This window comes from Allobosea sp. RCC_152_1, assembly GCF_041360765.1.
In the GTDB taxonomy this organism is placed as follows: domain Bacteria; phylum Pseudomonadota; class Alphaproteobacteria; order Rhizobiales; family Beijerinckiaceae; genus Allobosea; species Allobosea spartocytisi.
Map to the genome: position 1 here is coordinate 48,301 of NZ_JBFUPU010000005.1, position 12,481 is coordinate 60,781.

General features: G+C 68.4%; 11 protein-coding genes and 1 pseudogene. 5 read left to right on the forward strand and 7 right to left on the reverse strand.

Annotated elements, in window-relative coordinates; genetic code table 11:
• The first annotated feature begins 17 nt into the window (after positions 1 to 17).
• The 4 genes from AB6806_RS17460 to AB6806_RS17475 all read left to right on the forward strand — a co-directional run bounded on the left by AB6806_RS17460 (position 18) and on the right by AB6806_RS17475 (position 3,591).
• Positions 18 to 740, forward strand: coding sequence for an aspartate/glutamate racemase family protein (locus AB6806_RS17460; RefSeq protein ID WP_038363369.1), 723 nt, complete (start codon positions 18 to 20; stop codon positions 738 to 740).
• A gap of 64 nt (positions 741 to 804) precedes the next feature.
• Positions 805 to 1,920: an NAD(P)/FAD-dependent oxidoreductase gene (locus AB6806_RS17465; RefSeq protein ID WP_133560803.1), complete on the forward strand. Its 1,116-nt coding sequence runs from the start codon at positions 805 to 807 to the stop codon at positions 1,918 to 1,920.
• Positions 1,904 to 2,197 (forward strand): (2Fe-2S)-binding protein, encoded by a 294-nt coding sequence (locus tag AB6806_RS17470; protein ID WP_112763725.1) that lies wholly within the window; start codon positions 1,904 to 1,906, stop codon positions 2,195 to 2,197. The genes AB6806_RS17465 and AB6806_RS17470 overlap by 17 nt, the downstream gene beginning before the upstream one ends.
• Positions 2,194 to 3,591, forward strand: a complete 1,398-nt coding sequence (locus AB6806_RS17475) for an FAD/NAD(P)-dependent oxidoreductase (protein ID WP_370955028.1) — start codon at positions 2,194 to 2,196, stop codon at positions 3,589 to 3,591. The genes AB6806_RS17470 and AB6806_RS17475 overlap by 4 nt, the downstream gene beginning before the upstream one ends.
• Positions 3,592 to 3,910: 319 nt before the next feature.
• On the opposite strand, the gene AB6806_RS17480 is transcribed toward AB6806_RS17475, so the two are convergent.
• Positions 3,911 to 4,369: a MarR family winged helix-turn-helix transcriptional regulator gene (locus tag AB6806_RS17480; RefSeq protein ID WP_142023176.1), complete on the reverse strand. Its 459-nt coding sequence runs from the start codon at positions 4,367 to 4,369 to the stop codon at positions 3,911 to 3,913.
• Positions 4,370 to 4,815: 446 nt separating this feature from the next.
• Here AB6806_RS17480 and AB6806_RS17485 point away from each other — a divergent pair, with 446 nt between their 5' ends.
• Entirely contained in the window at positions 4,816 to 5,553 is a 738-nt protein-coding gene (locus AB6806_RS17485; RefSeq protein ID WP_370955207.1) for an FUSC family protein, read from the forward strand.
• Here the strand turns inward: AB6806_RS17485 and AB6806_RS17490 are convergent.
• The 6 genes and pseudogenes from AB6806_RS17490 to AB6806_RS17515 form a co-directional block, all read right to left on the reverse strand.
• Positions 5,544 to 6,210, reverse strand: a pseudogene (locus tag AB6806_RS17490) (transposase); the annotation flags it as partial. The gene AB6806_RS17485 and the pseudogene AB6806_RS17490 overlap by 10 nt on opposite strands.
• Before the next feature lie 11 nt (positions 6,211 to 6,221).
• On the reverse strand, positions 6,222 to 7,184 hold the full coding sequence (locus AB6806_RS17495; RefSeq protein WP_185748052.1) for a M14 family metallopeptidase: 963 nt from the start codon (positions 7,182 to 7,184) through the stop codon (positions 6,222 to 6,224).
• Positions 7,185 to 7,257: 73 nt separating this feature from the next.
• Complete coding sequence (locus AB6806_RS17500) at positions 7,258 to 8,463, reverse strand: NAD(P)/FAD-dependent oxidoreductase (protein WP_142023173.1); 1,206 nt, start codon at positions 8,461 to 8,463, stop codon at positions 7,258 to 7,260.
• 19 nt (positions 8,464 to 8,482) lie between these two features.
• The gene (locus AB6806_RS17505) at positions 8,483 to 9,583 is read right to left on the reverse strand and encodes an ABC transporter ATP-binding protein (protein WP_142023172.1); all 1,101 of its coding nucleotides are present in this window, start codon (positions 9,581 to 9,583) and stop codon (positions 8,483 to 8,485) included.
• The gene (locus AB6806_RS17510; protein WP_185748051.1) at positions 9,580 to 11,538 is read right to left on the reverse strand and encodes a dipeptide/oligopeptide/nickel ABC transporter permease/ATP-binding protein; all 1,959 of its coding nucleotides are present in this window, start codon (positions 11,536 to 11,538) and stop codon (positions 9,580 to 9,582) included. The genes AB6806_RS17505 and AB6806_RS17510 overlap by 4 nt, the downstream gene beginning before the upstream one ends.
• Positions 11,535 to 12,461, reverse strand: a complete 927-nt coding sequence (locus AB6806_RS17515) for an ABC transporter permease (RefSeq protein WP_038363357.1) — start codon at positions 12,459 to 12,461, stop codon at positions 11,535 to 11,537. The genes AB6806_RS17510 and AB6806_RS17515 overlap by 4 nt, the downstream gene beginning before the upstream one ends.
• Positions 12,462 to 12,481: the final 20 nt, after the last annotated feature.

Here is a 12,481-nt window from a genome sequence, read left to right on the forward strand (position 1 = left end):
CGATCCGGAAGGGTTCCATGCGCAACAACCTTCGCCAGAAGACCTATTACGGCGTCACCGTCGGCATCCTGATGGTCAACAGCCGCTTCCGGCGCTGGCCGGGCGATATCGGCCATGCCGGCACCTGGGATTTTCCGGTGCAGTACAAGATCGTCCACGACGCCGTGCCCTCGCGCATGACGGAACTGCACCAGTCCAGCCTGCTCGAACCGTTCAAGCGCGCGGCGCAGGAGCTGATCGATGCCGGCGTCGACGGCATCACCACGACCTGCGGCTTCCTCTCGATCTACCAGCGCGAGCTTGCCGATTTCTGCTCCGTGCCGGTCGCGACCAGCGCGCTGCTGCAGGTGCCGATGGTCGAGCGCATGCTGCCGACGGGCAAGAAGGTCGGCATCCTCACCTACAATGCCGAGGTGCTGAACGGCCCCTATCTGCGCGCCGTCGGCATCGCCGAGGACACACCGGTTGTCGGCCTGCCGCAGAGCTCCGAATTCGTCCGCAGCATCCGCGAGGGCGACGACACCGTTCCCTATGACGTGCTGCGCAACGAGGTGCTCGCCGCCGCGGGCGATCTCCTGAGCCGGCATCCCGATGTCGGTGCCATTGTCGGGGAGTGCACCAACCTGACGCCGTTCAGTGCCGATATCGCCGAACGCTTCGGCCTGCCGGTCTTCGACGCGGTCACGATGGTCAACACCTTCCATGCGGCGCTGAAGCCGCGGCGCTTCGGCACGGACTGACCGTCGACGCTGCCATGAAACGCGCTCGGACCTATTCGCCCTGTGACGACATGGGCAGGACCGCATGAGGAGCCCGCACAAGACGGGAATCGCCGTCATCGGCGGCGGCATCGTCGGCGCGAGCGTCGCCTATGGTCTCGCCGCCCGCGGTGAAAAGGTGACGCTGTTCGACGAGGGCGACATCGCCTTTCGGGCGGCGCGCGGCAATCTCGGCAATGTCTGGGTCCAGGGCAAGGGCGCGGGCGGCCCGGCCTATGCCGACCTGACCCGGCGGGCGGCGAAGGATTGGGACGATTTCGCCCACGATCTCGGGGCCGAGAGCGGGATCGACCTGCATTTCCGGCGGCCCGGGGCGTTCTTCTTCTGCTTCACGGAAGCGGAACTGGAACGCCGCAGCAAGACGCTGACCGATCTGGATGCCCAGGCCACGGTGCCGAGCCGGTTCGAGGTCATGGACAATGCCGGCATCCGCAGGCTGCTGCCCGAGGTCGGCCCCGCGGTGGTCGGGGCGACGTTCTGCAGCGACGACGGCACGACGAACCCGTTCCATCTGCTGCGCGCCCTGCTGTCGGTGTTCGAACGGCGCGGCGACTACCGGCCCGGCCACCCCGTGGAGCGCCTTGCGCCGGACGGCTCGGGTTTTCGGGTGGAGACGCCTCAGGGCGACTGGCTCGCCGATCGGGTGATCCTGACCGCCGGGCTCGGCAACAAGGTACTCGCACCCGGGCTGGGCCTGTTCGCTCCGATCCGTCCCGTCCGGGGCCAGATTCTGGTCACGGAGAAACTGAAGCCTTTCCTGCGCTACGGGATCAGCTTCATCCGCCAGACGGTGGAGGGCGGCGTCATCTTCGGGGAATCCTCGGAAGAGGCCGGGCTGGACGATCGCACCACGCCCGATGTCATCCAGACGACGGCCCAACGCGCCGTCGCCGCCTTGCCGCTGCTCGCCAATGCGCAGGTCGTGCGCAGTTGGGCGGCGCTGCGCGTGATGTCGCCGGACGGCATGCCAGTCTATGCCGAGTCGGCGGCCCATCCGGGCGCCTTCCTGGTCACGGTCCATAGCGGCGTCACGCTCGCGCCGTTCCATGCCGGCCCCCTTGCCACCGCATTGTCCGCCGGCCGGCTGGATCCGGCCTGGCAGCCTTTCTCATCGGATCGCTTCAGTGTTCCAGCGTCTTGACCTCCGGGAATTCGATACCTCGTTCACCTTCGCGGGCAGAGCCATTCCCGCCCGCGAAGGGGAGAATCTCGCTGCGGCCATTCTGCGTGCCGACATCAAGGCCTTCCGCAGCACACCGCGATCAGGGGCCCCGCGCGGCCCCTATTGCATGATGGGGGTGTGCTTCGAATGCCTCGTCACGGTCGATGGCGAGCCCAATCGGCAGGCCTGCCTGGAGATCGTGCATGGCGGCATGGTCGTCGAGCCGCAGGCGGGTGCCGCGGAGATCAACCGGTGATCGCCCCGTTCGACGTCGCGATCATCGGCGCGGGGCCGGCCGGCATGGCGGCTGCCGTCATGGCCCGGAAGCAGGGGCTGAGCTGCGTGGTGTTCGACGAGGCCGGCCGACCCGGTGGCCAGATCTATCGCGCCGTTACCGAGCGGCCGGAACGGGATCGCCAGGACATCCTGGGACCGGACTATTATGCGGGTCTCGACCTGGTCGAGGCCTTCCAGCGCTCCGGCGCGGAGCATCGCGCCGGGACGATGGTCTGGTCCATCGCAGAGGGAGAGATCCATTGGCGCTCGCGCAGCGGCTCGGGCGTGACCTTCGCGCGCCGGATCGTCGCGGCGGCCGGTGCGATGGAGCGTCCCTTTCCGCTCCGCGGCTGGACCTTGCCCGGCGTGATGACCGCCGGCGCGGCCCAGATCCTGCTGAAATCCGCCGGGCTGGTGGAGGACGACATTGTCTTCGTCGGTTGCGGGCCGCTGCTCTACCTCGTCGCGGCGCAATATTGTCGCGCCGGCCATCCGCCGCGGCTGATCATCGAGACGACACCGCGGAGGAACCTCGGCGCGGCACTCCCGCATCTCCCGCGAGCCCTTCTCGCCGCCCGCTATCTGTTCAAGGGGCTCGGTCTGATCCGCGAGCTGCGGGCCGCGGGCGTTCGGATCGAGCGCGGCGTGGAGCAGGTGGAGCTCGAAGGCGAGGACGCCATACGCGGCGTGAGATGGCGTAGCGGCGGGCGCTGGCAGCGCGCCGATACGGGCCGTGTCGCGCTCCATCAGGGCGTCGTGCCCAATGTGAATCTCGCCATGGCTCTGCGCTGCCGGCACCTCTGGGACGAGCGCCAGCGCTGCTGGCGGCCCGCGCTCGACGAGTGGAACCGCTCCAGCCAGCCCTGGCTCTGGATCGCCGGCGACGAAGCCGGAATCGCCGGCGCCGTTTCGGCGCGGCTGAGCGGCGCGCTCGCCGCACTCGACATCGCCCGCGACCTCGGCGCGATCGACGAGCGGGAGCGCAACAGGGCCGGCACTCCTTTGCGGGCGGCGCTCGGGCGCGACCGCGCCGTCAGGCCGTTCCTGGAGACGCTCTACCGGCCGAGCGACGCCTTCGTCGTGCCGCAGGCGGACGACGTCATCATCTGCCGCTGCGAGGAGGTGACGCGCGGCGAGATCGCGCGCGTCGTGAAGGAGGGCGCGGCAGGCCCTAACCAGGCGAAGGGATTCCTGCGCTGCGGGATGGGGCCCTGCCAGGGCCGAATGTGCGGGCATACGGTCACGGAGACGATGTCCGCGCTGAGCGGGAAAGGCCAGGAGGAGATCGGCTACTTCAGGCAGCGCATGCCGATCAAGCCGATCACTACAGGCGAGATCGCAGCCGCAGCCCCATTCGACGGGGAAGGCGCGTGAAGCGGCTCGAAGAACCTCATGCGCGGGGCGATACGCATGAGTTCTATGAGCCGATCGATAGACGCCGAAGGGAACGAACGGATGAGGCGCCGGTTGATGCGCCGTGGCCCATCTCGTCATCCGCGATGAGCAGGAGCTGACCGCTGCGCTGGAGCGGGCGGAGGAACTGCTGGGCTGTACCACCGCTAGCGACGAAGAACGCGAGCGCGCGGCAGTCGCCGATGCTGTCGAGACCTATCGGCAATCCAAGCGCCGGGCCGAGTCCCGCCTGGTCATTCGCCTTCGGCAGGAGCCGCCGAAATCCGAACCCTGGGGGCTGTCATTCTGCAGCCTCTTCATCACCAGGGCCGCGGTGGAGGGCAAGCTTGAGCATGGCCTCGGACGAAGCGAACAGCAGATCGCGCTCCTTCTCGTTCAGCACGGCTGCGATGGCGTTCTCCAACCAGACCCGCCGCGCATGAATATCGTCGGCCAACACGCGCCGCCCTCGATCGTTGAGGGCAATGAGGATTTCGCGCCGATCGGCATCGCTTCGGGCTCTGACAATGAGGCCCTCCTGCTCCAGACCCGCGAGGATGCGAGTCAGCGACTGGGGCTGAAGACGTTCCTCGGTAGCGAGCTGGGTGGCGGCCATAGGGCCAAGCCGGCTTAGGGTTCCGAGGATGCTGACAGCGGACAGGGTGACCGAACCCTTCGGACGCTCTGCTCGCAGCCGGCGGCCGAGCGCCAGAACGGCCCGCAGAACCGATATGGCTTCCTCACGGGATGAACTTTCCATATGCTACGCATAGCGTATTATATCGGGAGGCACCAGGACATCCGGAGCGAATGCCGAACCTGAGCACAAGAGCGCATCTGCGGGAGGCTCTTCGCTGGTCCCCAGACGGGAAAATCGAGGTCGCCGCGATTCTTGCGGCGGGGCTGGGCATGGCCTGCCCGGTGCTTCTCGCCATGCAGAGAGGGCACCTCGAGCTGGGCCTTGCTGCGGCCATCGGCGGCCTCGCGGTGGGGCGCGTGGAGATTGGCGCAGGCTTGCAGGCACATGCAAAGAGCGAGCTCGATGCGCTCGTTCCCATAGTTCTCGCTGCGCTTTGTGCAGCCCTTCTTGGAGGATATGGCTGGCTGAGCAATGTCGGGCTGCTCCTGCTTTCGGGCATCGCTGCGGTGATCAGCGGCTTCAGTCGCTTCATGGTCGTAGCGGCGACCCGTTTTGTCCTCTTCCTGATGATTGTGAGCGCCGTGCCGCCGGCTGCGGAACCCGTGCGCGCATTGACCTCGCTGGGGTTCGTGGGGCTGATTTCCGCGGGTGCGTTTTGGACCTCAGGGCTCAACCTGCTTTTCGGCGCCCTCGCCCGCCGAACCCGGCAAGCAGCGCCGGAGCCCGCCGATGCGCCGGTCCGGGTCCCGACGGCACGACAGAAATTCGTCCGCTGGCGACGCTCGCTCGCCGCGCCGGCCGGCTGGAGCTACCCTGCAAGGCTGGTCACTTGCCTGGCGATTGCTACGGGGCTGGATATCGCCTGGCCCAACCATCATTTTCACTGGATCGGGCTGACCGTGGCGATCCTGACTCCGCGGCACGTGGAGACTGTGCCGATCAAGGCAACACAGAGGGCGCTTGGCACGGCACTCGGGGTTGCCGCGGCAGGGATCTTCCTGCGGCTGGGACTGCCCGCGTGGGCTCTCGTGGTCGCCATCGGGCTTCTGGCCGCTGTGCGCCCTGTGCTGCGGGGCGGCAATTATCTTGCCTACTCGGCTGTGATGACGCCGCTGATCATCCTGCTCATCGACGCCGGTCGGACGTTGGAGAACGATCTGCTGCTCGATCGTCTCGTCGCCACGCTGATCGGCGCATCACTCGTGGTTGGCGCCAACTTGTTGTTCGTCCAATTCACTGCACGACGAAACGAAAACACGTCCCCGCCCGCAATCGCCCGGTCCCTCGACGACGGTGAGCCGTAGGCGCCGTCGGCGGCGAGCTTGGCCGGCCACAGGCCGAAGCGCTCTTGCGTCCAGTCCGAGCATGGTCCGGGTCGAGCCGACCTCGGCCTGCCGGATCGCGCGGCTGGCCTCGACCTCGACGATGACGGCGTGATCGAGATCGATCAGATCGTTGGGGGCATAGGCGAAGAAGGCCTGGCCCTTCAGGGCTCCGGTCCATTGCGCCGCCGGATCGGAGCGGGAGACGAACTTCGGCTTGGCCTCGCTGGCCGCGCCCCAGGCGGCCTCGTCGAGCGTGTCGAGATACTCGCGCACCGAGCAGCGGGTCCGGGCGAGATCGTCCCAGTCGACCGGCTCGGAGGCTTCGGCCGAACGCTGCTTGTTGGCATCAGCCTTGATCAGGCTGGCATCGACCGCAAAGCCTTCGCCGCCGACCAGCCCCTCCGCGATGCAGAGCCGCACGGGCGTCTCGAACAGCTCGCGCAACAGATCGCTCTCGCGGAAGCGGCCCTGCCGGTTCTTCGAGAAGGTCGAGTGATCAGGCGCGCCGCCGTCGAGCCCGAGCCGACAGAACCAGCGGTAGGCCAGGTTCAGACGCACCTCCTCGCACAGGCGACGCTCGGAGCGGATGCCGAAGCAATAGCCGATCAACAGCATCCGGATCATTCGCTCCGGATCGCTCACTTTGCCTAGATCAGGCTGCCTATGTTTCCAACGAGCTGCCCCTTGGCCACAAAAGCATGCTCGGTTTGCCGCAGGACGAAGCCGGACACCGGCGCCTTGATCTCAAGCGCATTCGCGGAAACGCCACCAATCGGGTGCAGTCGCGCTACGAGTTGCCCACTTTCAACCTTGTCGCCGAGCTCAATGCAATGTTCCACCAGTGCAGGCGCAGGAGCGAGATATTGCCCGTCCGCCCCGGCGCTGAAATGCACGCCGGCAAAGGGCACGGGCTCTAGCTGCGGCTTGATCGCGCCGAAATCGGCGAGCGCGCGCAGGAGGCCGTCCTCCATGATCGTCAGCTCTTCGGATTTCATCCGGCCGCCGCCGCCCTCGACCTCGATCGAGGCGAGATCGGCGAGCTTGGCGGCACCGCAGGCCGTCTCGTCGATGCCGTCGACATGCTGGACGAAACGGTAGCCCCAGGCTTCCATCAGCCGATTCAGGCGGGCATCGTCGACCACGCTCTTCTGCGTCGCGAAGCCGAAGACCATCGGCACCACCGAGACGTCGCTGCCGCCGGCATGAACGTCGATCAGCAGATCGACGGCGGGGAAGAGCCGCTCCGTCACGAAGGCGCAGAGCCGTTCCGTCGGCGTGCCGTCCGCCTTGCCGGGGAAGCGGCGGTTCATGTTCTGGCCGTCGAAGGGAGAGAGGCGCTTGCCCTTCTGCGAGGCCGGGAAATTGAGCGAGGGGATGATGATGACGCGCCCGGTGACATCGGCCGGCGTCAGCCGCTCGGCCAGGCGGCGCAGCACGATCTGCGCCTCGTACTCGTCGCCATGGATGCCGCCGAGCAGCAGCACCGAGGGGCCTTCGCCATTATTGATGCAGCAGAGGATCTCCCCTGCGATCCCCTCAGGCGGCCCCACGATCGGGCCGAGGTCGTGGACGGTCTTGCCGGGGCGGGCGGGGTCGAAATCGGTCAGCATGAATCCAGATCCTGTCCTGCGGCGGATGCGGGCAGGGCCGCATCCGCCGGCTGGCGTCGATGGTGTGGAGGGGTCAGGCCGCGGCGCGCCCGAGCGCGGCGGCCTTGAGCATCTCGGCCGGCTTGTGGAAACGCAGCGGCGAGAACGGCTCCAGCGCCTCCGGCTTCTCGCCGGTCGCGATCCATTCGCTGAACAGCCTGGTGAAGCCGAGCGAAATGGCGAAGCCGTGGCCGGACCAGCCATAGCCGTAAATCAGGTTCGGCAACGCCTCGGCCTGTCCGATCAGCGGAATCTGGTCGGCCGCGACAGCCTCCACCCGCGAGGCGTCGACGCTGAGCAGGCTGGAGTTGTCGATGAAGGGCATGGTCAGGAGGCCGTCGGTGACGTTCTGCGTCATCGAGCTGAGGGAGCCCTTCCACAGCCCTTCCGGCGTGTAGCCGACATGGGCTCCGCCCGAGAGCATGATCGTGCCGTCCGGGAGCTGCTTCACCGCCAGCCGGCGATGCGCATGGGAGAGCAGGTGGTTGATCGTCCTGTTCAGCGGGTTCGAGACGAAATGCATCTGCGGCATCAAGTTCCAGACCGGGCCGAGCTCATGCGGTTTCAGCACGGGCTTGAGCAGCGCCTCGGCGCCGGCATTGGCGACGACGACGAGGCGCGAGCCGACCGGGACCGTCTCGCCGCTGGCGAGCTTGACCGCCGTCACCGCCCCGCGCGTCTGCACGATCTCGGCGACCTTGGCGCCCGTGCGGATGACGGCGCCGGCCTTAGCCGCCTCCTTGGCGAATTGGCGCGTCGCGAAGCTGTGGTCGCCGACGCCGTCATGCGGGCACCAGATCGCGCCGAGGATGCCGGGAGCAAGTTCAGGCTCGCGGGCGAGCGCCTCGTCGCGCGAGAGCACCTCGGAGGGTGTGCCGAGGCTCGCCTGGACCATCGCGGTCGCTTCCATGCGGCCGCGCACCTCGTGCTCGCGATGGCCGTAGGAGACGTCGTAGATCTTGAGGCCGCCGACGCGGCGGTAGCCGACGCCGCCCTCGATCCTGGCCTGGTATTCGGCCCAGAGTTGCTGGGCCAGCGCGCAGACCGGCAATTCGCGCAGGTCGCGGCCGCTGGCGCGCACACCACGCTCGCCGGGCCCGCCCGAGGCACCGCCGGCGATCTCGCCAGCCTCGAGCAGGGTGACGCTGCGGCCCGCCTTGGCGAGCTGATAGGCCAGGCTCGTCCCGTAGATGCCGCCGCCGACGATGACGACTTCGGAGGCGCTGTTGTGATCGGACATCGATCGAATCCTTCGTCTTTCAACTCTCTTGGATGTGGGGGCGTTCAACCGCGAAATGACAGCTCGCGGCGCTGCGGCCCCCGGGCGCAGGGTGGAGAACGGGCGTTTCCTCAACGCAGCGGCGCGGCAAGCGTCCGTCGGGCGTGTTGACGCCCGGCAGGCCCTCGGCGGCGAGCTCGCGAGCGAGCGGGCAGCGCGTGTGGAAGCTGCAGCCGCTGGGTATGGCGAGCGGGCTCGGGATCGAGCCTTCGAGCAAAGCGGGGCGCCCGGCGCGCTGCGGCGGCACCGCAGGCGCGGCAATCGCCATCAGGCTGCGCGTATAGGGATGACGCGGCGCGCCGCAGACCTCCTCGACATCGCCCTGCTCGACGAAGCGGCCGAGATACATGACACCAACCGCGTCAGCCATGTGGGCGACCAGGGCAAGGTCATGGGTGATGACGATATAGGTCAGGGCGAGGCGGGCCTGCAGCTCGGCGAGCAGGTTGATGATCTGCGCCTGTACGGAAACGTCTAGCGCGCTCACCGGCTCGTCGAGGACGAGGATATCCGGCTCGCAGATGATGGCGCGGGCAATGGCGACGCGCTGGCGCTGGCCGCCCGAGAGCTCGTGTGGATAGCGGACCAGATGCGCCGGGTTCAGCCCGACCATGGCGATCACGGCATCGATGCGCGCGGCGCGGGCTGTGCGCTCGCGATGCAGGCCATGCACGGTCAGCGCCTCAGACAGGGTGTCGAATACGGTCATGCGCGGATCGAGCGAGGCGCGCGGATCCTGCAGGACGAGCTGGACCTTGCGGCGCAGCGCGCGCAGGCCGGTCTTGTCGAGCGTCGAGAGCCGAGTGCCGTCGATCGTGACCTCGCCGGCAGTGGGCTTGAGCAAGCCGACGACGAGCCGGGCGAGCGAGCTCTTGCCGGAGCCGGATTCGCCAACGATGGCGAAGCAGGTCCCGCGCCGGACGCTGAACGAGACGCCGTCGACGGCGCGCACCACCGGCGCCGCGACGCGGCTCAACAGCGTCTTCCGGCCGCCGAAATGCCGGCTGATCCGATCCACGACGACGATGTCGTCGCTCTCGGTGTCCGGATGTCGGGGTGGCAGGCGGAAGGGCGCGTTCACGACAGGCCCTCCTCGGCGAAGAGGCAGGCGACCTGCCGGCCGGAGACGGTCCGCGGCTCGGGCTCCCGCTCGGCGCAGTCCGGGCGCCCTTGCGTGCGCGGGCAACGCGGGCGGAAGGTACAGCCCGCCGGGAACTGGCCGATGAGCGGCGGCTCGCCCGGAATGCTGCGCAGCGGCCGGCCGCGCCCCTCGCCGGCACCGGGCGCGGAGGCGCTGAGCGCCAGCGTGTAGGGATGCAGCGGCCGCTCCAGCACGGTCGCGACCTCGCCGCTCTCCACGATGCGGCCGGCATACATCACCGCGACGTCGTCGGCGAAGCGGGCGACAAGGCCCAGGTCATGGGTGACGAGCAGCACCGCCATGCCGCGCTTCGCCTGGATCTCGCGCAGCAAGACCAGGATCTGCTGCTGGATCGTGACGTCGAGCGCGCTGGTCGGCTCGTCGGCGAGCAGCACCTGCGGGTCCTGGGCGAGCGCGATCGCGATGACGATGCGCTGTTTCATCCCGCCCGAGAACTGGTGCGGATACATGGCCAGGCGCCGCTCGGGATCGGCGATCCTGACATCCTTCAAGAGGGCGATGCAGCGCTGCCGGACGGCTTCCTTGTCGAGGCTCGATCCGGCGCTCACCGCCTCGGCGAGCTGGGCGCCGACCGTCAGGACCGGGTTGAGGGCGCTCGCCGCGTCCTGGAAGACGACGCCGATCTTGCGTCGGCGCAGCTCGCGCAGGGCCGTCGCGGAAAGCCCGAGCGCGGATTGCCCGCCGATGCCGATCGCTCCTTCCGTGATCGCGACCTCCTGTGGATTGGCGAGCGTGCCGATGGCCCGCAGCAAGGTCGATTTGCCGGAACCGGATTCGCCGACCAGCGCCAGCGTCCGGCCCGGACGGATCGCGAGATCGACCCCGCGCACGACATCGAGCAGGCCGTCGCGGGTCCGGAAGGCCATGCGCAGGGCCTTGACCGAAACGGCGTTCACAGCGTCGGGAGCAGTGGCGGGAATTGTCGGGGAACCGCGGCGCAGGAAGGCGAAGAGCGGCGCCCTCCTGGCACTACGCCGGCTGGTCGGGTCGTAGATCACACGCAACGCTTCGCCCAGCAGGTTGAAGGCAAGCGCGGAGACGGCCAGGAACAGGCCGGGGAAGGTCGCGAGATAAGGGTGGCTGCGGATGTAGGAGCGGCTTTCGCCAAGCATCGTGCCCCATTCCGGGAAGGGCGGCTGCGTGCCCAGCCCGAGGAAGCCGAGGCCGGAGGCCGAGAGCAGCGTCGAGGCGAAGAGCAGGGTCGAGAGCGTCAGGAGCGTGCCCGAGATGTTCGGCAGCACATGGCGCAGGATGATGCGGGCCGGGCTCGCGCCGAGCGCGGCCGAGCCCTCGATATAGGGTTCGGCCAGGATGCTCAGCGTCACGGCGCGGGCCGTGCGAGCGAAGACCGGCACCGCGACCACGCCGACCGCGATGATGACATTCTGGGTATTGGCGCCGAGGATCGCCACCACCGCTAGCGCGAAGACGATGTCGGGAAAGCTCAGCATGATGTCGATGGCGCGCATCAGCACCGCCTCGATCCAGCCGCGCCGCCAGGCGGCGAGGATGCCGAGCGGCACGCCGATGAGGAACGCCACGGCGACACCGCCGACACCGATGCCGAGCGTCGCGCGCGCACCCACCAGCACGCGGCTGAAGACGTCGCGGCCGAGCTGGTCGGTGCCGAACCAGTGGGCGGCGGAAGGCGGACGCAGGGTCTGGGCGAAGTTCTGGCGGAAGGCGTCCTGCGGCGCGAGCATCGGCCCGAAGACTGCGAGCAGCAGATAGAGCACGACCAGCGTCAGCCCGATCGCGCCCTTGGGCTGGGAGAGGATGCGCCACAGCAGGGTCCAGCGCCGGCGCGGAGGGGCAGCGTCGGATTTCGCGGCGAGAGGAGGAGCGCCAGCGGCCATGTCCTGCACCAGGCTCATGCCGGCCTCTCCTGCTCGCGGGTGCGCGGGTCGAGCCATTGCGTCAGCAGGTCGGTGACGAGGTTGATGACGACGAAGAAGACCGCGAACATCAGGATCGCGTACTGGATCACGGGATAGTCGGCGCGCGAGACCGCATCGACGAGCAGCCGGCCGACGCCGGGGATGCCGAACACAGTCTCGGTGACGACCGAGCCGCCGAGCATGCCGCCGAACTGCACGCCGGCGACGCTCACCGCCGCGATCAGCGAGTTGCGCAAGGCATGGGCGAGCACGACACGGGTTTCGCTCAGCCCCTTGGCGCGGGCGGTGTCGAGATAGTCCTTGCCCATCGTCTCGGTCAGGCTGGCCGCGACGAGGCGGCTGAACATCGCGGCCGGCCGCGTGGCGATGACGAGGATCGGCAGGACGAAATGCGCCGGTGTCGAGGCCCCGGCCGCCGGCAGCCAGCCGAGATGGACCGCGAAGAGCCAGATGCAGAGCAGGCCGAGCCAGTAGATCGGCATCGAGATCCCCGCGAGTGTCAGCACGGTGATCGCCGCATCGGCGAAGCCGCCCGGGCGCATCGCGCTGACAATGCCGGCGAGCGTGCCGACGACGACGCCGATGACGAGCCCGCCAATCGAGACGATCAGCGTGTTCGGCAGCCGCTCCGCCAGTTCGACGACGACGGGGCGATGGGTGCGGAAGGAGGTCGCGACGGCCGGGTCCCAGATGCCGCGCAGGAAATGGCCGTAGCGCGTGAGCAAAGGCTCGTTCAGGCCGAGGAACTGACGGATGCTCTCGATCTCCTCGTTCGAGGCGGTCGGCCCGGCGAGAATCTGCGCCGGGTCGCCTGGGATCAGGTCGACGAAGAGAAAGACGAGCAGCGAGACCGCGAACAGCGTCGGCAGCGCTCCGCCCAGGCGTCTCAGAACGAACATCGTCCGGCCCTCCGCTTGCG